The organism is Bradyrhizobium sp. SK17 (assembly GCF_002831585.1).
In the GTDB taxonomy this organism is placed as follows: Bacteria; Pseudomonadota; Alphaproteobacteria; order Rhizobiales; family Xanthobacteraceae; genus Bradyrhizobium.
The window spans coordinates 469,531-493,038 of record NZ_CP025113.1; the positions used below are offsets into that span (position 1 = coordinate 469,531).

Sequence of the window (23,508 nt, forward strand, 5' to 3'; positions counted from 1 at the left end):
GGCATTGCAACCGTTGCGCGCATGACGTCCTGACATCCTGCGCAACAATTGGCCGGCGGCTGCGCCGGCCAAAAAATCGCGCACGTCAGGATTGTTTTGAGTTCTTCTATCGAATAATATCCTACCCATCGATTTTCGGCCGGACGACATTAGCCAATACCGGTACAGCCGGTTCAGACGCTGACGACCCTTCCAAAAATTCGATCTCACCACCCCGCCGACCAGCGGGTCTTGAACTTGTATATCTGAGAAGGGACTACCCACGTGAGCATGGGAACCGTGAAGTGGTTTAACGCGACCAAGGGCTACGGCTTCATCCAGCCGGATGAAGGCGGGAACGACGTGTTCGTGCACATCAGTGCAGTCGAGCGCGCCGGCCTTGGCACTCTGCGTGAAGGCCAGAAGATCTCTTACGAGATCGTGGCTGACCGCCGTTCCGGCAAATCCTCGGCCGACAATCTGCGCGCCGCTGGATAAGCCGATTTCCCGGCAGCGCGAAGCTCCGGGAAATTGCCGTCAAAGCATCAAGGGCCGTACCTTCGGGTGCGGCCCTTTTTGTTTGGATCGCGAAGCAGCTTCGCATCGTCGGAGAATGCGAGAGAGCGATGGCGCGCGACGCGTTGCGTTTGAACACGACCTCCGCAAACGCTTTCCGGACCAAGGTCTAGAGCCTTTCCCGTTCCGATGGAATCGGAACGGGGCTCTAGGTTCTTGTGTTGACGCGTTTTCTTCACGCAAACCGGTATCCACTTCGCTCGAAAACGCTCTAGTAAGTCGTGCAGCCGGTCATCGTGGCAGAAGAGCTCGGGGCATAGTTCACGCAAGCCGACTGCCGCGGCCTTGTGTAGGCAACGTCGCTGAGATTGATGCCGCTCTTGGCCATCACATAGCCGATCGTCGGAACGTATTTGTAGCTGATCTCGCTGAAGATCAGATAGCTGCCAGGCACCAGCAGTGCCGTCGGAACGATGTTGGTTACGATATCGCCTTGCGTACGGCTCGACGTCGTGAGGGTGGCCGTCGAGGCGCCGGAGTTGATGACGCCCGACTTGCTCCATTGTATCCGCGCGACACCTTTCGGATCGACATAGATTTCCGACAACGTCCCCTTGGTCGGCGTCGGATCGTAGGGCGTCATGATGCCGACGCTGGCGCTGAAGAAGTTTTGCAGGTCGGTGTCGGCCACCTGGGTGGCCTGCGAGGTCAGGTCCGACAACGCGCGCGCCATCAGCGTGACCTTGCGGTCGACCGCGACGCCGGACGAGAACTCGACGGTGCCGAAGAACAACACCAGCATCAACGGCAGGACGAAAGCGAACTCAACGGCGGCTAGACCGCGGCAATCATGCCTGAGTGCCGCAACGGAGCGCAGCAGGCGCGCGGGCAAGGTTTTCAGGACATTGCTCATGAGCATGTCGCCCCGGCGGTTCCGGATGGCTCGTTCTTGAATGTCGCGGTCGCCGTCAGGAGCCGCGTGCCGTTGGCGAGGTTGGCGACGTTGAAGCCCAGCTTGGTGACGAACAACGGCCACTGATAGAACAGCCGGACCACCACGACGTCGCCGTCCTTGCCGGGGCACCATTTCATGGTCGGAATGAACGCCTTGTTGGAATCGATCGGGGCGGTGATGTTGACGTTGCTGAACGAAGAATAGCTGCGCACGTCGACATAGACGCCATTGGCGCAGTCGAACAGCGCGTTGACCTGGCCGCAGACGTAGTTCTTGAATTGTTGCTGGGTGTAGCTCTGGCCCTGGGCCTGACCGGTCATGATGAAGCGGGACGAATCCTGCGTCACCGTCTCGAGCACCTGGCTTGCGAAGAAGATCATGGCCACTTCGATGATCGCGAACAGCAGCCCGAAAAACAGCGGCGCGACCATCGCGAATTCGACCGCGGTGGCACCGCGGCGGTTTCGACGAAAGCGATGGAGGAGGCTCGCGAAGGAACCAGCGGGCAGCGGCATTAACGACCCCAGATCAACATGGCAGCAACAACTACCCTAGGACTCGTTGTCGAAGTGTTTCTGGAGATCGAGACAGAGCGACCCGATCCGTCAGGGCTTTCTTAACCATGTCGGGTGAACCGCGCGTGGCTGCGGGCCCGGCGCACGCGGCGCTGGGCCGAGCAAACGCTAGTTCTGCGGTTTGGCGCCCGCTCCGGAGCCGGAGGCCTGGCTGTTGAGCGAACCGGCCTGGTCCATGGTCGCCTTGAAGTAGGTCTCGCCGTCACCCAGGGTGATTCGGCGCTGACAGACCGGCATGCAGCTATAGGTTTCGCGATCGATGCCGCGATAGACGGTAACGAGCTGGTCGCTCGGACCTTCGACCTGGATCTGGCGATCCACCAGCACCTGACCGGTGCGGTCGAGCGCGATGAAGTTGGTGGCGCCATAGCCCTTGCCGGTGACGACGACGACCCCGCCGTTCTGCAGCGTGACGTCGGCGATCAGCGGATTGCCGACCACGATGGTCGCGATCCCTCCGGGCAGCTTGACCAGCTTGGCCTGATCGACATTGACGGCAATCCGGTCGGGATCCGGCGCAGCCGTTGCGAGCGCGGGCCACAGCACGGCTGCGGCCAGCGAGATGAATCCGATGCGCGTGACGGCGCGAAGACGCTGGGACTGAAACGACATACTCTACCCGGGACGTTAACAGGCCGGCAAAGGCGATACGCAGCGGACCGGCGCCCGACGCTGCCGAATCTGACGCCAATTCATTTAAGAAGAGCAAAAATCGACCGCCGAATTGCACGGATGTCGCGGACTTCCGGAGATGCCGCCGCCTCTCGCGCCGGAACGCCTACCCGGCGGGACGCGCCGCGGCCGGCTCGCCGGAGCCGCGTACGTGGACCACCACGCGATCGTCGGCGTAGAGGCGTCGCCATCCATCGATATGATCGAGGAATTTCGAGGCGGGGGTCGTCGGGTCGAGCATCACGGCATCGATGTCGTAGCGCTTGAGCAGGTCGAGGAAGCCGTCGACGTCCTTGAGTTGGAGCGCACGGTAATAGGCCATCTCGAATGTCTCGCCGTAGAGCTCGGCGCGCCCGTCGACGAACACCGGCACCTGACGCCAGATCAGATAGCCGCCGAACTGCAGATCGTTGAGCACACGCTGCGCGTGGTGCGCCTTCAGCGCGTCAACCGCGGCAGCGGGCGAATGGATCGGCGGCGGCGCGAGGTCCTGACGCGCCGCGACGAACCAGGTCGCAGCGCAGAGTCCGGCGCCGAGCAGCGCGGCCGGCGCGGCCTTCAGCCGGCCGAAATTGGCGGCACGCAGGCCGAATTGGGTGGCCACCGGCGTGAGCACGGCCAGCGGCAGCAGGAGAGCGAACAGCTCGAGATTCCTGACATGGGACAGCGCCATGTGCAGCAGGCCCAGCACCAAAGCGATCCGCGGCAGCGGCAGCTTGACCCCGCAATAGAGCGCCGCGCCGATCAAGCCGAGGATGGAGAGCTCGAACGCGTCGATGTGACTGAAATTCGCCGGCATCCATTCCGCAATCAGATGCAACAGCTCCCCGAGGCTGAGGATCTTCAGCGACGCAAGGATCGAACCCCATCCATAGGGCGTCACGCAGCAAGCCGCCAGCGCGCCGATCCCGAACGCCGCCCAGCGCAGTGCCAGCGACAATCTCTGCGCCGGCAGGGCATTCCACATCGCATCGAGGGCGAACGCGCCCACCAGCACCAGGCCGAACAGAAACCCGCCATGCAAATTGGCCCACAGGGCGATCAGCGGCAGCAGCCAGAACGAGGGCGCCTCGCGCCGCTCGCTGGCGACCATCAGGCCGTTGGCCCAGACCATCATGATGGGCAGCACCAGCACATGCGGACGAGCCAGCAGGTGCCCGCATGTCAGCACCAGCGCCGCGAGAGCGATCAGGCTGGCTTGGATCGCCGGCAGCACCCGGCAGAGGGTGGCGGTGAGCAGCGCAAAGGTGGCGGCACTGCAGGCCGCCGCCAGCGCCGCCGGCCCGGTCCACCCGGCAAGGTCATAGGCCTTCGCGAACAGGACCTGCGCCAACCAGGAGGACGACACCCACGGCGCACCCGCCTTGGTGAAGGAATAGATATCGACCGACGGCAGCGCGCGGTGGTCGAGGATCCAGCGGCCGACGGCAATCTGCCAGTATGTGTCGGAGTCCGCGAGCAGCCTGGGGCCTACGGCGAGCAGCAGCGCATAGACGCCGCACGCCATCCAGAACCAGGCCGGCACCTCGGCGATCGCCGAGGCCTTGGCCTGCGAAATGGTTGCGGTCTCGGCACTCATGCGGACACTGGCCGGTCTACGACGTCACTGACGGAACGGGTAGGCCAGCTGTCCGCCGATCTCGGCCGGCACGCCCTGCTCGGCGTCGACGCCGTAATCCTCGGGAAGCTTGCCTTCGGGCATGCGGAATGTCCCGAACAGGATATCCCAGAGCGGAAACGTACCCGCGAAATTGGTGTCGCCGCCTTCCTCGAGCGCGGTGTGGTGCCAGCGATGAAACACCGGCGTAGCGATCACATATCTGAACGGCCCAAGCGTCCAGTTCAGGTTGGCGTGCACGAATGCCGAGTGGAATGTGGTGAACGGACCAACCCACAGCATGATGTTCGGCGAGATGCCGGCCATCAGCAGGATCACGTCGACCGAGATCGTGCCGATCAGGAGATTGACGGGGTGGAAGCGCGCCGCCGAGATCCATTCGAGGTCCTCGGAGGAATGATGGATGGCGTGGTACTTCCAGAAGCCGCCGCCGTGAAACATCCGGTGCAGCCAGTACAGCATGAAGTCGGAAGCGACCAGGAAGATGATCGATTGCAGCCAGAGCGGCAGTTGCGACAGCGGGCCATGGCCATTCTCGTAGAACGAGATCAACTCGTCGGCACTGTGCACGTTGAACACCGCGGCAGCGCCGATCACCAGGAGCCCGATGCGCAGCACGCGGGCGAACACCGGCACGAAGAACCAGTAGCAGATGTCGGTGACGAGCTCGCGCTTCTGCCACCACGGCTTGCCCGGATTGCAGGCCCAGAAGTGGGTCAGCACGGTGAAGAACAGTGCCAATCCGATCGTGATCGGCACCACCCTCATCATCGTCTGGCCGAGCATCTCGATGACTTCGATCGGAAGGGTGGACATGGCAGCCTCACTTGACGGAAGCCCCATGCGTATAGATATGCGCTTAAGGAGCCGTGAACAGCTGCACCACTGCCGGCGAAGCAACATTGCGCAATTTTTAGCAGACGGTTTAATTCCAAATTTACTGTGCGCAACAACTGCGGGTTCCCGCAGAGTTTATGCGATCAAATTAACTGCACCGAAATCGTCCAACCGTACGGTGCCGCAATGGTCACGGTGCTGAGAACGCCGGCGAGACCAAATCAAGTTCGACCAGCCACGTGTACACAGGAGTCATTTTATGAAGAACCTCGTTTCGCGCTTCGTGAAGGATGAATCGGGCGCGACCGCCATCGAGTACGGCCTGATTGCGACCGGCATCGCCATCGCGATCATCGCCGCAGTCAACGGCGTCGGCACGAAGCTCTCGGGTACCTTCAACTCGATCTCGAGCTCGCTGAAGTAAGCCGGATCCGGTGGATTCGCATCAAAGGTCCCGGCATCCCCGGGACCTTTGCTATTTCCGGGGGCCGTTGCCGGCCTCCGTCGAAAGCGCCGGCGATTTTTTCCCGATTGTTCATCATTGGCCGCTAGCGTCGGGTCGCGACCGCAGCTCCAGCTTGACGGCATGAACCCATGATCCTCGACATCGCGCGCTTGATGCTGTTTCCGGCCCTGATGGCCTTTGCCGCGGCGAGCGACCTGTTGACCATGACGATCCCGAACCGGATCTCGCTGGCGCTGGTGGGTGGCTTCTTCGTCCTGGCACCGCTGACCGGGATGGATGTCCATGACATGCTCACCCATGCCGGCGCAGGGGCGCTGGTTCTCGTGGTGGCGTTCGGCATGTTCGCGATGGGCTGGGTCGGCGGCGGAGACGCCAAGGTCGCTGCTGCCGCCAGCCTCTGGTTCGGGTTCGAGCATCTGCTCCCTTATCTGGTCTTTGCGTCGTTGTTCGGCGGTGCGCTGACCGTTCTGCTGTTGCAGCTCCGGCAATGGCCGCTGCCCTACCCGCTCTCGTCCCAGGCCTGGCTCAGCCGGCTGCACGACAAGCAGACCGGAATTCCCTACGGCATCGCGCTCGCCCTCGGCGCCCTGCTGATCTATCCGGAGACGGACTGGATCAAGACGATCGATCTCGCGCACTTCGCGTTGCGTTGAAAATGCAACGGTAACCCGCCGTTAAGGCGATTTAGATACGCCTCATTAACCATGCTTTGACGAATAGCTGGTCAACTCCCATCACGGCGGCGGCAGCGTCGCGGCGTCATGTGGAAAGTGAAGCGTAATGGATAAGGCCCGCATTCTGGTCCTGGCTATCGCAGGCAGCGCTGGCCTTGCAGCGCTCTATCTTGCGAGCGGAGGCGAAGACAAGCCGGCGGCTCCTCCCCCCGTCGCGCAGCTGCCCACCGTCGACATCCTGGTCGCACGCACCGATATCGGCCTCGGCCAAGCGGTGAAGCCCGACGATCTGCAATGGCAGACATGGCCGGCCGCAACCGCCAGCGCGAGCTTCATGCGCAAGGACAGCAACGCCGACGCCATCAAGGACGTCACCGGCTCGATCGCGCGCGCCCCGTTCATCCAGGGCGAGCCGATTCGCGAGCAGAAGCTCGTCAAGGCCGATGGCAGCGGCTTCATGGCCGCGATCCTGCCGACCGGCATGCGGGCGGTATCGACCGAAATCTCGCCGGAGACGGGCGCCGGCGGCTTCATCCTGCCGAATGACCGGGTCGACGTGCTGCTGTCCAAGCGCGACAAGAGTCCCGATCGCAACGGCGCGGACATCGTCAATTCCGAGGTCATCCTGACCAACATCCGCGTGCTCGCGATCGATCAGGCGCCGAAGGAGAAGGACGGCACCAACGCGTTGATCGGCAAGACCGTGACGCTGGAGCTGAAGCCGGAGCAGACCGAAACGCTGGCGCGCGCGCGCCAGAGCGGCGTCCTGTCGCTCGCGCTGCGCAGCATTGCCGACAACAACGCGACCGACGTCAAGACCGACGAGAACCGCCAGAAGCGCGGCGAGACGATCAACGTCATCCGCTTTGGCGTTGCCAACCAGGCGACGACCCAGAAGTGACCATGAGGACAGATGTGATGAAGGGCGGGGCAACTCAACGGACGATGCGGGCCTTCATGGTCCGCGCATTGTCGTTCTCGGCCGTCGCGGCGCTCACGCTCAACCCGGCGCTGGCACCGGTGATGGCGAGCGACTACCGCGCCGCGCCTGCCCCCGCCTCATCGGCCGATGGCGGCCAGATGAATGCCCGCTTCCTCGCACTCGGCGTCGGCAAGTCGATCGTGATCGACCTGCCCAGGGACATCAAGGATGTGCTGGTTGCCGATCCCAAGATCGCCAACGCGGTGGTCCGCTCGGCGCAGCGCGCCTACATCATCGGCGCCACGGTGGGCCAGACCAACATCGTGTTCTTCGATGCGGCCGGCCAGCAGATCGCGGCTTACGACATCGCCGTCAAGCGCGACCTCAACGGCGTGCGGGCGGCGCTGCGGGCGGCATTGCCGAACGCCGATATCCAGATCGAGGGCGTGGCCGACGGCGTGCTCCTCACCGGCAGCGCGGCGAGCCCGATCGAGGCACAGCAGGCCGGCGAGATCGCAGGCCGGCTGGTCGGCAGCGCCGACAAGGTCGTGAACTCCATCGCGGTTCGCGGCCGCGACCAGGTGATGCTGAAAGTCACCGTCGCCGAAGTCTCGCGCAGCCTGATCAAGCAGCTCGGCATCGACCTCACGGCAAACCTCAACTACGGCACGGCGGTGGTGAAGTTCGCCAACGCCAACCCGTTCACGGCGAACAACGCGCCGCTGGTCCCGACCAACGCCCTTACCACCTCGTTCGGCTCGGCGCCGTCGGTGTCGGCGACGATCCGCGCGATGGAAAGCGCCGGCGTGGTGCGGACGCTCGCCGAACCGAACCTGACCGCGATCTCGGGCGAATCGGCCACCTTCATCTCCGGCGGCGAGTTTCCGATTCCGACCGGCGTGACCTGTCAGACCACGACGGGCGGCGCGATCGGGCAGTGCGTCCAGACGGTCAGCTTCAAGAAGTTCGGCATTTCGCTCAACTTCACGCCGGTGGTGCTGACCGAAGGACGGATCAGCCTGCGCGTCATGACGGAAGTGTCGGAAGTCTCGACCGAGAACTCGCTGACGGGAGGCGCGGGTGGCACGACGATCCCCTCGATCAAGACCCGCCGCGCCGAGACCACGCTGGAGATCCCCTCGGGCGGCTCGATGGCCATGGCCGGCCTGATCCAGGACCAGACCAAGCAGGCGATCAATGGCCTTCCCGGCCTTGGGTCGCTGCCGGTGCTCGGCACGCTGTTCCGCAGCCGCGACTTCGTCAACAACCAGACCGAAATGATGGTGCTGGTGACGCCCTATGTCGTTCGCGCGGTGGCGCAGAAGGACCTCTCGCGTCCGGATGACGGCTTCGCCAACGCGTCCGATCCGCAGGCCGATCTGCTGGGCAGCATCAATCGCGTCTATGGCGTGCCCGGCCGCACCGAGCCGGCGCGGAATTACCGCGGCACCTACGGCTTCATTACCGACTGAGGCGGACGATGACACAGACCACATCCAGGACCCCCGCCGACTACAAGCGCAGCATCGCCCTCGCCGCAGCGCTGATCGGTCTTGCCGTGACGCTTGGTGCATGCCAGCACGACGCCGACAACAGCTTCGCGATGGTGAACGCGCCGGCCGATTATCGCCAGCGTCATCCGATCGCGATCACCGAGGCCGACCGCTCGATCGTGGTCTTCGTCGGCCGCAGCCGCGGCGGCCTGACCGCCGAGCAGCGCGCCGAGGTGATGGGGATGGCGCAAGATTGGATGCGCGAGGGCACCGGCGCCGTCACCGTCGACGTTCCCTACGACACGCCGAACGCACGGGCCGCCCAGGAATCCCTGCGCGAGATCCAGGCCACCTTCACCGCCGCCGGCGTGCCGCCACGCGGCATCCTGGTGCGCAAGGTTCATCCCGAGGACCCGCGCCAGTTGCCGGCGATCCGGGTCAACTATCCGAAGATCACGGCCACCGCCGGACCGTGCGGCATCTGGCCGGAGGATCTCGGCCCGTCGATCCACAACGGGTCCTACATCGAGAACAAGCAGTACTATAATTTCGGTTGCGCCAACCAGCGTAACCTCGCCGCCATGGTCGCGGACCCGACTGACCTCGTGCAGCCGCGCGCGGAGACACCTGCCTACACGTCGCGTCGCAATATCGCCTTCGACAAATATCGCAAGGGCACCCCCACCGCCACGACGTATCCCGAGTCCGACAAGGCCAAGCTAAGCGACACAGGAAAATGATCACCTACGCGCAGCAAAATTCCGAGGAGCAGACGGACGCCACGTCGCAGGCCGTGGACGACCATATCGCTCCGGCGCCACGGGTTTCGGTCCAGGCGTTCTGCGAAACGGTCGAGACCGCTGCCGCCGTACAGTCGGCGGGCGAAGATCGCCGGCTGGCCAAGGCTCACCTCAAGATCCAGATGGGCGGCATGACCGCCGCGATCGAGGCCTATCGTTCGGCACCGACGCCCAACGTCATCATCCTCGAAACCGAGGGCCGCGGCGATATCCTGGCCGGCCTCGACCAGCTCGCCACCGTTTGCGATGCCGGCACCCGCGTGGTCGTGATTGGCCGGATCAACGACGTCACGCTGTACCGCGAGCTGGTGCGCCGCGGCGTCAGCGACTACGTGATCGCGCCGGCGCATGCGATCGACGTGGTGCGCGCGGTCTGCAACCTGTTCTCGGCGCCGGAAGCCAAGGCGGTCGGCCGTGTCGTCGCCGTCGTCGGCGCGAAGGGCGGCGTCGGCGCCTCGACGATCGCCCACAATGTCGCCTGGGCGATCGCGCGCGACCTGGCGCTCGATTCCGTCGTCGCCGATCTCGACCTTGCATTCGGCACGGCCGGCCTCAACTACAACCAGGATCCGGCGCAAGGCATCGCCGACGCCGTGTTCTCGCCGGACCGCGTCGACACCGCCTTCGTCGACCGCCTGCTGTCGAAATGCACCGACCATCTGAGCCTGCTGGCGGCGCCGGCCACGCTGGACAAGGTCTACGATTTCGGCGCGGAAGCGTTCGATGCGATCTTCGATACGCTGCGCACCACGATGCCCTGCATCGTGCTCGACGTGCCGCACCAATGGTCCGGCTGGACCAAGCGCGCGTTGATCGCAGCCGACGACATCCTGATCGTGGCGGCGCCCGACCTTGCCAATCTGCGCAATGCCAAGAACATGTTCGACCTGCTGAAGGCGTCGCGGCCCAACGACCGTGCGCCGCTCTACTGCCTGAATCAGGTCGGCGTGCCGAAGCGCCCGGAGATCGCGGCGGGCGAATTCGCCAAGGCGATCGAGAGCCAGCCGATCGCCGCCATCCCGTTCGATCCGCAGATCTTCGGTTCGGCCGCCAACAACGGCCAGATGATCGCCGAGATCTCCGCCAATCACCGCGCGGTCGAGATGTTCCTGCAAATGGCGCAGCGGCTGACAGGCCGCGGCGAGACCAAGAAGCCGAGGGGGTCCTTCCTGTCGCCCCTGCTCGAAAAGCTGCGGTCCAAATAGTGGTCCGCATGGAGTCAAGACGTCGTGTTTGGTAAGCGTAGCGGAAACGATGGGGACGTGCGGGCACCCAAGCCCGCGTTTCAGACGCCGGAGCCTGCCGGCCCGTCGGCGATGGCGCGCGAGTCCGCCGCCCCGGCGATCTCCTCACCGCCGCTGGCACCGAGCAAGCCGCCGCCTGCTCCCGCGATGGAAGCCCGCCGCTCGGACAACTACTACCAGGTCAAGGCGACGATCTTCGGCGCCCTGATCGAGGCGATCGACCTTGCCCAGCTCGCCAAGCTGGACAGCGAGTCGGCGCGCGAGGAAATCCGGGACATCGTCAACGAGATCATCGCGATCAAGAACATCGTGATGTCGATCGCCGAGCAGGAGGAGCTGCTCGACGACATCTGCAACGACGTGCTCGGTTACGGCCCGCTGGAGCCGCTGCTGTCGCGCGACGACATCGCCGATATCATGGTCAATGGCGCGGGCACGGTGTTCATCGAAGTCGCCGGCAAGATCCAGCGCACCGGCATCCGCTTTCGCGACAACCAGCAGCTTCTCAACATCTGCCAGCGCATCGTCAGCCAAGTCGGCCGGCGTGTCGACGAATCCTCGCCGATCTGCGACGCCCGCCTCGCCGACGGCTCCCGCGTCAACGCCATCGTGCCGCCGCTGGCGATCGACGGGCCCGCGCTCACCATCCGCAAATTCAAGAAGGACAAGCTGACGCTGGAGCAGCTCGTCAAGTTCGGCGCGATCACGCCGGAAGGCGCGACCATCTTGCAGATCATCGGCCGTGTCCGCTGCAACGTGATCATCTCCGGCGGCACCGGCTCGGGCAAGACCACGCTGCTGAATTGCCTGACCAATTATATCGAGCACGACGAACGCATCATCACCTGCGAAGACGCCGCGGAACTTCAGCTGCAGCAGCCGCACGTGGTGCGGCTCGAAACCCGGCCACCGAACATCGAAGGCGAAGGCCAGGTCACGATGCGCGAACTGGTGCGCAACTGCCTGCGCATGCGTCCCGAGCGCATCATCGTCGGCGAAGTCCGCGGACCCGAAGCGTTCGACCTGTTGCAGGCGATGAACACCGGCCACGACGGCTCGATGGGCACGCTGCACGCCAACAATCCGCGCGAAGCGCTGTCGCGCTGCGAATCCATGATCACGATGGGCGGCTTTTCGCTTCCCTCACGCACGATCCGCGAGATGATCTGCGCCTCGGTCGACATCATCGTGCAGGCCGCGCGCCTGCGCGACGGCTCGCGCCGTATCACCCACATCACCGAGGTGATGGGCATGGAAGGCGACACCATCATCACCCAGGACATCTTCCTGTACGACGTTGTCGGGGAAGACGCCAACGGCAAGATCATCGGCAAGCATCGTTCCACCGGCATCGGCCGGCCGCGGTTCTGGGAGCGCGCGCGCTACTACAATGAAGAGAAGCGGCTTGCGGCGGCGCTCGACGCCTCCGACTCGCCCGCGCCGGCCTAGGGGTACGCAGGATGCAGACGCAAACCCTCGCCCTCGCCTTTCTCGCCGCCACGACCGTAGGCGGCATCGCCTGGGTCTTCCTGTATCCCTACCTCTCGGGGGAGAAGAAGGCCGAGTCCCGCCGCGCATCGGTGGCGCGCTCGGAGCCTACCACGATACGCACGGCCGACCGCACCCAACGCACGCGACGCGAGCAGGTCGAAGGATCGTTGAAGGAGCTCGAGGCGCGGCGGCAGAAGGACCGGAAAGTCCCTCTTGGCTTGCGCATCTCGCAGGCCGGCCTGGAGTGGTCCGAGCAGAAATTCTGGATGATCTCCGGTGCCCTCGGCCTGTTCGGGTTCGTCGCCGCGTTCCTGGCTGGCGGCGGCCTGTTCGGCGCGGCTGGCATCGGCTTTGCCATGGGCCTCGGCGTGCCGCGCTGGCTGCTCGGCTTCCTGAAGAAGCGGCGGGAAAAGGCCTTTCTGAAAGCGCTGCCCGACGCCGTCGACGTCATCGTACGCGGCATCAAGGCCGGCCTGCCGCTGTTCGAATCGCTCAAGGCCGTGGTCAACGACGCGCCGGAACCGCTGCGCAGCGAATTCCTTGCGATCATCGAGACCCAGGCGATCGGCATGCCGCTCGGCGAGGCCTGTACCAGGCTTTACGAGCGCATGCCGCTGCCGGAGGCGAATTTCTTCGGCATCGTGATCGCGATCCAGCAGAAGTCCGGCGGCAACCTGTCGGAGGCGCTCGGCAACTTGTCGCGCGTGCTGCGCGACCGCAAGAAGATGGCCGAGAAGATCCAGGCGATGTCGATGGAAGCGAAGGCTTCCGCCGCCATCATCGGCTCGCTGCCGCCGATCGTGATGATCCTGGTGTTCCTGACGACGCCGGACTACATCGCCCTGCTGTGGACCAACTCGATGGGGCAACTCATGCTGGTCGCCTGCGCCGTCTGGATGTCGATCGGCGTCTTTGTGATGAAGCAGATGATCAACTTCGATTTCTGACGGTGCAGCATGATTGATGTTCTGATCGCCAAGCTCCACGACGTCAGGTTCATGACCATGCTGCTTGCCTTCATCGCGGCAAGCGCGACGGTCTACACGCTGGTGATGCCGCTGCTCGCCGGCGGCGATCTCAACAAGCGCATGAAGGCGGTCGCCAGCGAGCGCGAACGCCTCCGGCAGCGCGAGCGCGAACGTCTGTCCAAGACCGAGAAGGTGGCGCTTCGGCAGACGCCGAAGCAGGTCGTCTCCAGGGTGGTGGACGATCTCAACCTCACGAAATGGGTGGCCCAGGAGGCCGCGCTCGAGAAGCTCGTGATGGCGGGTTATCGCGGCCACGCCCCCTACGTGACCTTCCTGTTCGCCCGTGCGGTGACGCCGATCGTGATGCTGCTCGGCGCGATCATCTACACGTTCTTCATCGCGGGCGCAGCCTGGTCGCTCACGCTCAAGATCGGCATTTGCGTCGGCGCGGCGTATGCCGGCCTCCAGGCGCCGATGCTGTTCCTGAAGAATGCGATCTCCAAGCGCCAGCTCCAGATCAAGCGCGCCTTCCCCGATTCCCTCGACCTGCTGCTGATCTGCATCGAGTCGGGCATGTCGGTCGAGGTCGCCTTCCGCAAGGTCGCCAACGAGATCGCCGGGCAATCGATCGCACTTTCGGAGGAATTCGCGCTGACGACCGCCGAACTGTCCTATCTACAGGACCGCAAATCGGCCTACGAGAACCTGGCGCGCCGCACCGGGCTCGAAGGCGTGAAGTCGGTGTGCATGGCCTTGCAGCAATCCGAACGCTACGGCACGCCGCTCGGGCAGAGCCTGCGGGTGATGGCGCAGGAAAACCGCGACATGCGCATGAACGAGGCCGAGAAGAAGGCCGCGGCACTGCCGCCGAAGCTGACCGTGCCGATGATCCTGTTCTTCCTGCCCTGCCTGTTCATCGTCATCCTCGGGCCGTCCTACATCAAGATCGCCACGATGCATTGAGACGCGCCACGAGAGCGTGTTCGAGCGAAGTGGATACCGGTTCGCGTGAAGAAAACGCGTCAAGACAGGGGCCTAGATCCCCGTTTCGATTCCATCGGAACGGGACTCTAGGCTCGCGAAAACGCCCGGCAATGCCGGGCGTTTCTTTTTGTGTGCGTGAAACTGGAAGCGCCGCCGAGCCGGGAGCTCAATCGTCCTTGGCGACGACCGGCGCGCCGGGAGCAGCGCGCGACGCGGTGCGTGGTCCGTCCCTGCGGTTCAGCATGTCGCGCAGATAGGCGACATTGGCCGCAGCCTCATCCGCCGGCAGGTCGGCCTTGACGATGGTTTCGGCCTCCGCGAAGCGGCCTTGCAGGCCGACGACGAGTGCGAGGTTCTGCCGGATCCGGCTGTCGGCGCGGGCACTGGCATAGGCCTTGCGCAGCGTCTCCTCGGCTTTCGGCAATTCCTTGGTGAGCATGTAGGACAGGCCGAGATTGGACAGCACCGACGGCTCGTCCGGGGCCAGCCGCAGCGCGCTGGCGTAATAACGCCGCGCCTCCTCATGCCGGTTCATCTTGTCGAGCGTGGTGCCCTGCACCGAAAGGATGCGCCAGTCCGGATTGTCAGGGCTGTGCGCGCGGCCGAGCACGTCGAACGCGGCCTGCGAATTGCCGTTGTCGGCCAGCGCGCGGCCATAGGCGGCGAGCAGTGTCTTGTTGCCCGGATTGGTGATGGTGGCCTGCTCCAGCATGGCGCAGGCCTGGGCGCGCTGCCCGCTCGCGCGCAAGGCCTGGCCGTAGGCGATCGCCGCGTCGACGTCCTTTGGATTCTTGCGATAGCGCTCGCCATAGACCTCGGCGGCACGGCGCGGATCATCGGGCGTGGGATCGGAGCGGGACGCGATCGATCCGGTCACGTCGGACATGGTCTGGCATCCGCCCAGCCCTGCGGCCAGAACTGCCACGAAGGCTGCGGAAGCGAGATGCCGGGTCAAATAGGACTGTCGACGCATGGCACTGTGACTCACGAAATCGGGCGAATGGTTCCAACCGAGCATGCCAGCAATAGACTGTTAACCCTAACGTCTGGTTAACTGGGCCAGTTCGCAGCCGCCGCGTCCGGTTCCGGCCCCGCACGCGCACGAGCCGCGGGCGCGCTACCATCGACCGCGACAGGCGTGTTAGTCACCAACAACCACGCCAGAACAGCCGAGAGCCGCATGCCATCCGTGTTCGAGACCGCCGCGACGACCGCCGCAACGCCGATCACCTTCGTCACCAAGGCGACCTGGGACGAGATCCGGGGCGCACTGCCGGGGCCGGCACGGCAGTTCGCCGAGGCCAATGGCTTCGAGGCCAAGCCCGGCAAGTCCCTCGCCCTGCCGGCGGCCGATGGCGGCATCGCGCAGGTGCTGTTCGGCCTCGAGGACGCCGACCACAAGGCGCGCGATCCGTTCCGGCCCGGGGCGCTGCCCGGCCTGCTGCCGCCGGGCGTGTACCGTTTTGCCAATGCGCCGCATGACGCAAGGCTCGCCGCGCTCGCCTTCGCGCTCGGCTGCTATCGCTTTGGCCGCTATCGCAAGAACAAGGCACCTGAGACTCGCCTGGTGCCGCCCGATGGCGTCGACGCCGCCGAAATCACCCGGATGGCCGAGGCGGCCGCGCTCGCCCGTGATCTGATCAACACGCCGTCCAACGACATGGGTCCGGCCGAACTCACAGAGGTCGCGCGCGATCTCGCAACTCGGTTCGGCGCCGCTTTCAATTGCGTCAGCGGCGACGAGCTCGCGGAAGATTTCCCACTGATCCACGCCGTCGGCATGGCCTCGACACGGGCGCCGCGTTTGATCGATCTGAGCTGGGGCGATCCGGCGCATCCGAAGGTGACGCTGGTCGGCAAGGGGGTCTGCTTCGACACCGGCGGGCTCGACCTCAAGCCGTCGAGCGGCATGCTGATCATGAAAAAGGACATGGGCGGCGCCGCCAATGTGCTGGCGCTGGCGCAGATGGTAATGGACGCGAAGCTGAAGGTGCGGCTGCGCGTGCTGATCCCCGCGGTCGAGAACGCGGTTGCCGGCAACGCGTTCCGGCCGCTCGACATCTTCAAATCGCGCAAGGGTGTCACCGTCGAGATCGGCAACACCGACGCCGAGGGGCGGCTGGTGCTGGCCGACGCGCTGGCGCTGGCCGACGAGGAGAAGCCCGATCTGCTGGTCGATCTGGGCACGTTGACCGGCGCGGCACGGGTGGCGCTGGGCCCGGACCTGCCGCCGTTCTACACCAATGACGACGCGCTCGCCGACGACGTCGCCGCGCATGCAAGGCGCGAGAACGATCCATTGTGGCGGATGCCGCTGTGGCCCGCCTATGATTCCTGGCTGGACTCCAAGACCGCCGATATCACCAACGCGCCGTCGGGCGGCTTCGCAGGCTCGATCACCTGCGCGCTGTTCCTCCAGCGCTTTGTCGAGCACGCGCGGAGCTGGCTGCATGTCGACATCTATGGCTGGACGCCCTCGGCGAAGCCCGGCCGGCCCGAAGGCGGCGAGTGCCAGGCCGCGCGCGCAATCTACAAATTGCTGAGCCAGCGCTATGCATGATCCCAGGTTGACCCCGGTCCGCGACGACATCGCGGCAAAGTATCTCGAGGGCAAGGTCAAGGCCGCACGCTTCGTCGAGGGCAAGGTATTCGAGGTCAGCGACGCCATCGCCCCGCTGCGCCGCGCGCCGGCGGCCGACGCCGAACAGATGACGCAAGCCCTGCGCGGCGAGCGCGTCACGGTGTACGATCGCAACGGGGAAGGCTGGGCCTGGGGCCAGCTCGCCGATGACGGCTATGTCGGATGGATTCCCGAGGCCGCGCTGACGGCGCCAGGCGCGGCACCGACCCACAAGGTGACCGCGCTGCGTACACTGGCGTTTCCGGGCGCCTCGATCAAGTTGCCGCCGGTCGAGGCACTGCCGATGGGGACGAAGCTCGCCATCCTCCGCGAGGACGGTGCGTTCGCGGTCACCCGCGAAGGCTGGCATTTGCCGCGCCAGCATCTCGCACCGCTCGATGCGATGGCGCCGGATTTCGTCGGCGTCGCCGAGCAATTCGTCGGCACACCGTATCTGTGGGGCGGCAAGTCCAGTCTCGGGATCGATTGCTCCGGCCTGGTGCAGATCGCGCTGACCGCCTCAGGCACCGGCTGCCCGCGCGACAGCGACATGCAGCAGGACGGGCTCGGCCGCGAGCTGACTTCAGCGGAAGCGCGGCATCTGCAACGCGGCGACCTGATCTTCTGGAAGGGCCACGTCGCCATTGCGCGCGACGCGACGACGATCGTGCACGCCAATGCGCATCACATGGCGACCGTGGTAGAGAACACGCAGGCTGCGATTGCGCGGATCAAGGCCGCCGGCAGCGACGTGGTGGCGATCAAGCGGCTTTAGCTTGCACTGTCATTCCGGGGCGATGCGTAGCGTCGAGCCCGGAATCCATTCATCGTCAGAATCTGCGGCCTGATGGATTCCGGGCTCTCGCTTCGCGAGCCCCGGAATGACGAGCATGGGTCACGTCGCGACCGCCCCCTCGCCGTCGGTCTCCAGCCGGAACGCGGCGGCGAACAGGGCGCGGGTGTATTCGCTCTTCGGATTCTTGAACAGCTCGGAGGCCGGCCCCTCCTCCTCGACCTTGCCGGATTTCATCACGATCAGATGGCTCGCGAGCGAGGCCACCACGCGCAGATCGTGCGAGATGAACATGTAGGTGAGTTCGCGCTTGCGTTGCAGGTCGCGCAGCAGATCGACCATCTGCGCCTGGAACAGCATGTCGAGCGCCGAGGTCGGCTCGTCCAGCACGACGAAATTCGGCTCCAGCACCACCGCGCGCGCGATCGAGATGCGCTGGCGCTGGCCGCCCGAGAATTCATGCGGATAACGGAAGCGCCATTCCGGATCGAGCCCGACATCCTTCAACGCCTTGATCACCCGCGCCTCGCGCTCTTCGCGCGAGAGCTGCGGCTGGTGCACCTCAAGGCCCTCGGCAATGATGTCGGCCACCGACATGCGCGGGCTGAGCGAACCGAACGGGTCCTGGAACACGATCTGCATGTCGCGGCGGAACGGCCGCATCTGCTTGAAGCGCAGGCCCTGGATATCCTTGCCGAGGAACACGATCGGGCCGTCGGACGAGATCAGCCTGAGCAGCGCCAGCCCGAGCGTGGTCTTGCCCGAGCCGGATTCGCCGACCACGCCGAGCGTCTCGCCCTTGCGCACTGCGAGGCTGACGCCATCGACCGCCTTGATGTGGCCGACCGTCGAGCGCAGCAGCCCGCGCTTGATCGGAAACCAGACCTTGAGATTGTCGGCCGACATTACCACCGGCGCATCGGGCTGCGGCGGCGCCGGATCGGGCTTCGGCTCGGCCGCGAGCAGCGCCTTGGTGTAGGCATGCTTCGGCGCGGTGAAGACCTGCTCCACCGGCCCCTGCTCGACGATCTTGCCATCGTTCATCACGCAGACCGTGTCGGCGATGCGGCGGACGATGCCGAGGTCATGGGTGATGAACAAGAGGCTCATGCCGAGCCGTGCCCGGATCTCGGCGAGCAAGGCCAGGATCTGCGCCTGCACGGTGACGTCGAGCGCGGTGGTCGGCTCGTCGGCGATCAACAGATCGGGCTCATTGGCGAGCGCCATCGCGATCATGACGCGCTGGCGCTGGCCGCCGGACAATTGGTGCGGGTAGCTCTTCAGCCGGGTTTCCGGGTCCGGAATGCCGACCTGGCCGAGCAATTCCAATGTCCGCGCCCGTGCCGTCGCGCCACTGACGCCCCGATGCAGCGACAGGATCTCGCCGATCTGGGTCTCGATGGTCTGGAGCGGATTGAGCGAGGTCATCGGCTCCTGGAAGATGATCGAGATGTCGTTGCCGCGGACCTCGCGCATCTCCTGGTCGGACGCGGTCAGCAAGTCACGGCCGCGGAAGCGGATCGCGCCGGTGGGGTGCGATGCCGCCGGATAGGGCAACAGCTTCAAGACCGACAGCGCGCTGACGGATTTGCCCGAGCCGGATTCGCCGACCAATGCGACGCACTCGCCGCGCTTGATCGAGAACGAGATGCCGTCGACCGCGCGAGAACGGCCGAACGCGACCGAGAGGTTGCTGACGTCGAGCAGGGGCTGGTTGGTCGCGTCCATGCGTCAGCCCCTCGAGAACGTCTTGCGCGGATCGAACGCGTCGCGCGCCGCTTCGCCGATGAAGATCAGGAGCGACAGCATGATCGCGACCGAGAAGAAGCCGGTGAGGCCGAGCCACGGCGCCTGCACGTTGGCCTTGCCCTGCGACAGCAATTCACCGAGCGAGGGCGAGCCAGGCGGCAGGCCGAAGCCGAGGAAATCCAGCGCGGTCAACGTCATCACCGAGGACGAGACGATGAAGGGCAGGAACGTCATGGTCGCGACCATCGCGTTCGGCAGCAGATGGCGGAACATGATCGTGCCGTTCGAGACGCCGAGCGCGCGCGCCGCCTGGATATATTCGAAGTTGCGGCCGCGCAGGAATTCGGCGCGCACCAGGCCGACCAGCGAGACCCACGAGAACAGCAGGAGGATGCCGAGCAGGATGAAGAAGCCCGGCGGCAGCACCGCCGAGATGATCAGCAGCAGATAGAGCGAGGGGATCGCGGTCCAGATCTCGATCAGCCGCTGGAAGATCAAATCGGTCCAGCCGCCGAAATAGCCCTGCACGCCGCCGGCGGCGATGCCGATGATCGAGGACAGGATGGTCAGCGTCAGGCCGAACAGCACCGAAATGCGGAAGCCGTAGATCAGCCGCGCGACGACGTCGCGGCCCTGGTCGTCGGTGCCGAGCCAATTGTATTCGAGGTCGCGGCAGCCGGTCAGCCCCTTGCGCTTCACCACGTCCGCGCACTGCGCCTCGGTCAGGAGCCAGGTCGGCTTCGATGGCACCGCGGTCGGCGGGTCGAGGTTGCGGCTGTCGTAGGAGTAGCGGATCGGCGGCCAGATCATGCTGCCGCCCTTGGCGGCGATCTGCTTCTGCAAGTAGGGATCGCGATAGTCGGCCGCGGTCTCGAAGTCGCCGCCGAAGGTGGTCTCGGCATAGGTGAAAATCACCGGCCAGTAGAGATGGCCGTCATATTTGACGACCAGCGGCTTGTCGTTGGCAATGAAATTGGCGAACAGCGACGCCACGAACAGCACGACGAAAATCCAGAACGACCAGTAGCCGCGGCGGTTCGCCTTGAAGTTCTGCCAGCGCCGCTTGTTCAGCGGCGACGGCGAGAAGCCGTGGCGCGTCGCGGGCACCGCCTCGCCGAGCGGCGATTGCGTCGTGGTCTCGACCGGCTGGGGCGCGAGCATCGTCATCAGACCTCCCGCGCCTCGAAGTCGATCCGCGGATCGATCCACATGTAGGCGAGATCGGACAGCAGGTTGACCACCAATCCGACCAGCGAGAAGATGAACAGCGTGCCGAACACCACCGGATAATCGCGGTTCAACACGCTTTCGAAGCCGAGCAGGCCGAGGCCATCGAGCGAGAAGATGGTCTCGATCAGCAGCGAGCCCGAGAAGAATGCGTGGATGAACGCCCCCGGGAAGCCCGCGATCACGATCAGCATGGCGTTGCGGAAGACGTGGCCGTAAAGCACCTGGCGCTCGCTGCAACCCTTGGCACGCGCGGTCATCACATATTGCTTGCGGATCTCGTCGAGGAACGAGTTCTTGGTCAGCAGCGTCATGGTGGCGAAGGCGCCGAGCGCCATCGACACCAGCGGCAACGTCAGGTGCCAGAAATAGTCGATGATCTTCCAATACCAGGGGAATTGCGACCAGCCGTCCGAGGTCAGGCCGCGCAGCGGGAAGATGTTGAGGAACGAGCCGCCGGCGAACAGCACGATCAGGAGGATCGCGAACAGGAAGCCCGGAATCGCGAAGCCGATGATGATCACGGCCGAAGTCCAGGTGTCGAACCGCGAACCGTCCTTCACCGCCTTGCGGATGCCGAGTGGAATCGAGATCAGATAGGTCAGCAGCGTCATCCAGATGCCGAGCGACATCGAGACCGGCAGCTTCTCCTTGATCAGCTGCAACACGCTGACGCTGCGGAAATAGCTATTGCCGAAATCGAACCGCGCGAAATTCCACACCATCAGCGCGAACCGCTCCGGCGCCGGCTTGTCGAAGCCGAACTGCACTTCGAGCTTCTTGATGAAGTCGGGATCGAGGCCCTGCGCGCCGCGGTATTTGGAGTTGACGGCGCCGGACGCTGCGGCGCCCTGGCCGCGCTGCGCACCGAAATCGCCGCCGCCGCCCGACACCCGCGAGGTGCCGCCGGTGTCGGCGCCGTTGATCTGCGCGATGACGCGCTCGACCGGGCCGCCGGGCGCAAATTGCACCACCACGAAGGAGACGAACAGGATGCCGAGCAACGTCGGCAGCATCAGCAGGACGCGTCGGGCGATATAGGCGCTCATCGGCTACTTCGCCTGTTCGAGCTTGGCGGCCTTGGCCGCATCATACCACCAATTGTCGGGCGCACCGACGCCCTGGGTATATTTGGCGAGCTTCTCGGTATGACCGAACTGGTCCCAATAGGCGATCGGATGCGTGTTGCGGTACCATTGCGGCACCCAGTAACGGCCGGCCCGGAAGACGCGGTCGAAGGCGCGGCAGGCGATCGTCAGCTCCTGGCGGCTGTTGGCGCCGATGATCTTCTCGATCAGCGCGTCGATCGCGGGATTGGCGATGCCCGCGAGATTGTAGGAGCCCTTGGTCTTCGCCGCCTGCGAGGAGAAGAACGGCCGCATGCTGTCGCCCGGCGTCGCCGAGAAGCTGAAGCGCTGCATGGTCATGTCGAAATCGAAATCCTCGACACGGGCGCGGTACTGCACCGCGTCGACCAGCCGGAACGTCGCGTCGATGCCGAGCGTTCCGAGATTCTTGATGTAGGGGCCATGATGCGGCTGCAACGAGGGCTCATCGACCAGGAATTCGATGGTGAACGGCTCTCCGTTCGGCAGCTCGCGCTTGCCATCCTTGATGGGATAGCCGGCCTCGCTGAGCAGTTGCACCGCCTTGCGCAACAGCGCGCGATCCTGGCCGGAGCCATCCGACATCGGCGGCACGAAGGGCAGACCGAACACCTCGTCGGGGACCTGGCCGCGAAACGGCTCGAGCAGCACGAGCTCTTCGCGTGACGGCGGCCCCTCCGCCACCATGTCCGAATTCTGGAACGGCGACACCGTTCGCGCATAGGCATCGTACATGATGGTCTTGTTGGTCCATTCGAAGTCGAAGGCGTTGATCAACGCCTCGCGCACCCGCGGCTCCTTGAACTTGTCGCGGCGCATGTTGATGAACCAGCCCTGCGCGCCGGACGGCGTGTCGTCGGGCAGGGTCTCGCGCTTGACGCGGCCATCCTTCACCGCGGGGAAATCGTAGCGCGTCGCCCAGACCCGGGCGGTGAACTCCTCGCGGAACAGATAGCTCTTCGAGGTGAAGCCCTCGAAAGCCACGTCGCGGTCGCGATAGAACTCATAGCGCACGGTATCGAAATTGTAGCTGCCGCGACTGACCGGAAGGTCGGCGCCCCACCAGTCCTTGACACGGTCGAACTCGACGTAGCGGTTGACCTCGAACCGGCCGACCTTGTACGGCCCCGAGCCGAGCGGCGTATCGAGCGTCGATTCATCGAACGCGCGCGTCGCGTAGTAGGCCTTGGAGAAGATCGGCAGGCTCGCGACGAACAGCGGCACGTCGCGCGCACGATCCGGCGCGAAGGTCACGACCACCGTCGCATCATCGGGCGCCTCGGCCTTGACGAAGTCGCGCAGCTGCACCTGGATCAGCGGGTGCCCCTTTTCCTTCAGCGTCGCGAGCGAGAACACGACGTCGTGCGCGGTCAGCTTCGAACCATCGTGGAAACGCGCCTCGGGACGCATGGTGAAGCGATAGGTCAGCTTGTCCGGCGAGATCTGCACCGACTTCGCGGCAAGGCCGTACATCGCGTCGGGCTCGTCATTGGCGCGCGACATCAGCGTCGCGAACGTCATGTCCATGCCCTGCGCACCTTCGCCCTTCAGGATGTAGGCGTTCAGCGAGTTGAAGGTGTAGTAGGACTGATTGTTGCCGCGGACCGAGGGGATGAACGAGAACGCGCCTCCCTTCGGCGCTTTCACATTGACGTAGTCGAACTGCTGGAAATCCGCCGGGTATTTCAGGTCGCCGAACACCGACATGCCGTGCATTTCGGGTCCGTTGTCGGCTGCCGCCGGTGCGACACGCAATCCTGCAGCACTCAACGCACCGATGCCGAGACCGAGTGCGTGCCGACGGGAGAATAGCGCCATG

Annotated in this window: 22 protein-coding genes; 12 read left to right on the forward strand and 10 right to left on the reverse strand. The window is 64.9% G+C overall.

Annotated features, from left to right (window positions below; all coding sequences use genetic code 11):
- Positions 1–264 precede the first annotated feature (264 nt).
- Positions 265–477 carry a cold-shock protein gene (locus tag CWS35_RS02195; RefSeq protein WP_016842648.1) on the forward strand — a complete coding sequence of 71 codons (213 nt, stop codon included), beginning with the start codon at positions 265–267 and terminating at the stop codon, positions 475–477.
- 289 nt (positions 478–766) lie between these two features.
- Here CWS35_RS02195 and CWS35_RS02205 read toward each other — a convergent pair whose 3' ends face one another.
- The 5 genes from CWS35_RS02205 to CWS35_RS02225 form a co-directional block, all read right to left on the reverse strand.
- Positions 767–1,414: a TadE/TadG family type IV pilus assembly protein gene (locus CWS35_RS02205; RefSeq protein ID WP_024581864.1), complete on the reverse strand. Its 648-nt coding sequence runs from the start codon at positions 1,412–1,414 to the stop codon at positions 767–769.
- Positions 1,405–1,965: a TadE/TadG family type IV pilus assembly protein gene (locus CWS35_RS02210; protein WP_024581863.1), complete on the reverse strand. Its 561-nt coding sequence runs from the start codon at positions 1,963–1,965 to the stop codon at positions 1,405–1,407. Before CWS35_RS02210 ends, CWS35_RS02205 begins: the two co-directional genes overlap by 10 nt.
- A 168-nt stretch (positions 1,966–2,133) precedes the next feature.
- Entirely contained in the window at positions 2,134–2,637 is a 504-nt protein-coding gene (locus tag CWS35_RS02215) for a pilus assembly protein N-terminal domain-containing protein (RefSeq protein WP_100950529.1), read from the reverse strand.
- A gap of 166 nt (positions 2,638–2,803) precedes the next feature.
- Positions 2,804–4,276: a hypothetical protein gene (locus CWS35_RS02220; RefSeq protein WP_100950531.1), complete on the reverse strand. Its 1,473-nt coding sequence runs from the start codon at positions 4,274–4,276 to the stop codon at positions 2,804–2,806.
- Positions 4,277–4,300: 24 nt separating this feature from the next.
- Positions 4,301–5,131 (reverse strand): sterol desaturase family protein, encoded by an 831-nt coding sequence (locus CWS35_RS02225; protein ID WP_100950533.1) that lies wholly within the window; start codon positions 5,129–5,131, stop codon positions 4,301–4,303.
- Positions 5,132–5,411: 280 nt separating this feature from the next.
- Here CWS35_RS02225 and CWS35_RS02230 point away from each other — a divergent pair, with 280 nt between their 5' ends.
- The 9 genes from CWS35_RS02230 (at position 5,412) to CWS35_RS02270 (ending at position 14,173) form a co-directional block, all read left to right on the forward strand.
- Positions 5,412–5,576, forward strand: a complete 165-nt coding sequence (locus CWS35_RS02230; protein ID WP_024581859.1) for a Flp family type IVb pilin — start codon at positions 5,412–5,414, stop codon at positions 5,574–5,576.
- A gap of 170 nt (positions 5,577–5,746) precedes the next feature.
- Positions 5,747–6,271, forward strand: coding sequence for a prepilin peptidase (locus CWS35_RS02235; RefSeq protein WP_024581858.1), 525 nt, complete (start codon positions 5,747–5,749; stop codon positions 6,269–6,271).
- Positions 6,272–6,398: 127 nt separating this feature from the next.
- Positions 6,399–7,193 (forward strand): Flp pilus assembly protein CpaB, encoded by a 795-nt coding sequence (gene cpaB, locus CWS35_RS02240; protein ID WP_024581857.1) that lies wholly within the window; start codon positions 6,399–6,401, stop codon positions 7,191–7,193.
- A gap of 2 nt (positions 7,194–7,195) precedes the next feature.
- The gene (locus CWS35_RS02245; protein ID WP_100950535.1) at positions 7,196–8,686 is read left to right on the forward strand and encodes a type II and III secretion system protein family protein; all 1,491 of its coding nucleotides are present in this window, start codon (positions 7,196–7,198) and stop codon (positions 8,684–8,686) included.
- Between the two features lie 8 nt (positions 8,687–8,694).
- Positions 8,695–9,447, forward strand: a complete 753-nt coding sequence (locus CWS35_RS02250) for a CpaD family pilus assembly protein (protein WP_100950537.1) — start codon at positions 8,695–8,697, stop codon at positions 9,445–9,447.
- Positions 9,444–10,712, forward strand: a complete 1,269-nt coding sequence (locus CWS35_RS02255) for an AAA family ATPase (RefSeq protein WP_024581854.1) — start codon at positions 9,444–9,446, stop codon at positions 10,710–10,712. Before CWS35_RS02250 ends, CWS35_RS02255 begins: the two co-directional genes overlap by 4 nt.
- A gap of 24 nt (positions 10,713–10,736) precedes the next feature.
- Positions 10,737–12,200, forward strand: a complete 1,464-nt coding sequence (locus CWS35_RS02260) for a CpaF family protein (RefSeq protein WP_100950539.1) — start codon at positions 10,737–10,739, stop codon at positions 12,198–12,200.
- A gap of 11 nt (positions 12,201–12,211) precedes the next feature.
- Positions 12,212–13,189 carry a type II secretion system F family protein gene (locus CWS35_RS02265; protein ID WP_024581852.1) on the forward strand — a complete coding sequence of 326 codons (978 nt, stop codon included), beginning with the start codon at positions 12,212–12,214 and terminating at the stop codon, positions 13,187–13,189.
- A 9-nt stretch (positions 13,190–13,198) separates the two neighbouring features.
- On the forward strand, positions 13,199–14,173 hold the full coding sequence (locus tag CWS35_RS02270; RefSeq protein ID WP_024581851.1) for a type II secretion system F family protein: 975 nt from the start codon (positions 13,199–13,201) through the stop codon (positions 14,171–14,173).
- A 187-nt stretch (positions 14,174–14,360) separates the two neighbouring features.
- Here the strand turns inward: CWS35_RS02270 and CWS35_RS02275 are convergent, their stop codons facing one another.
- Complete coding sequence (locus CWS35_RS02275) at positions 14,361–15,167, reverse strand: tetratricopeptide repeat protein (RefSeq protein ID WP_100950541.1); 807 nt, start codon at positions 15,165–15,167, stop codon at positions 14,361–14,363.
- A gap of 207 nt (positions 15,168–15,374) precedes the next feature.
- On the opposite strand from CWS35_RS02275, the gene CWS35_RS02280 reads away from it, so the two are divergent.
- Together CWS35_RS02280 and CWS35_RS02285 are read left to right on the forward strand one after the other, a co-directional pair.
- On the forward strand, positions 15,375–16,754 hold the full coding sequence (locus CWS35_RS02280; RefSeq protein ID WP_100950543.1) for a M17 family metallopeptidase: 1,380 nt from the start codon (positions 15,375–15,377) through the stop codon (positions 16,752–16,754).
- Complete coding sequence (locus tag CWS35_RS02285; RefSeq protein WP_100950545.1) at positions 16,747–17,589, forward strand: C40 family peptidase; 843 nt, start codon at positions 16,747–16,749, stop codon at positions 17,587–17,589. Before CWS35_RS02280 ends, CWS35_RS02285 begins: the two co-directional genes overlap by 8 nt.
- A gap of 120 nt (positions 17,590–17,709) precedes the next feature.
- Here the strand turns inward: CWS35_RS02285 and CWS35_RS02290 are convergent, their stop codons facing one another.
- From CWS35_RS02290 to CWS35_RS02305, 4 genes are read right to left on the reverse strand one after another with little or no spacing between them, the layout of a single operon-like run.
- The gene (locus CWS35_RS02290) at positions 17,710–19,335 is read right to left on the reverse strand and encodes an ABC transporter ATP-binding protein (protein ID WP_100950547.1); all 1,626 of its coding nucleotides are present in this window, start codon (positions 19,333–19,335) and stop codon (positions 17,710–17,712) included.
- 3 nt (positions 19,336–19,338) lie between these two features.
- The gene (locus CWS35_RS02295; RefSeq protein WP_024581846.1) at positions 19,339–20,523 is read right to left on the reverse strand and encodes an ABC transporter permease; all 1,185 of its coding nucleotides are present in this window, start codon (positions 20,521–20,523) and stop codon (positions 19,339–19,341) included.
- On the reverse strand, positions 20,523–21,632 hold the full coding sequence (locus CWS35_RS02300; RefSeq protein WP_024581845.1) for a microcin C ABC transporter permease YejB: 1,110 nt from the start codon (positions 21,630–21,632) through the stop codon (positions 20,523–20,525). The genes CWS35_RS02295 and CWS35_RS02300 overlap by 1 nt, the downstream gene beginning before the upstream one ends.
- Before the next feature lie 3 nt (positions 21,633–21,635).
- Positions 21,636–23,507: an extracellular solute-binding protein gene (locus CWS35_RS02305; protein WP_024581844.1), complete on the reverse strand. Its 1,872-nt coding sequence runs from the start codon at positions 23,505–23,507 to the stop codon at positions 21,636–21,638.
- Between the last annotated feature and the right edge of the window lies 1 nt (position 23,508).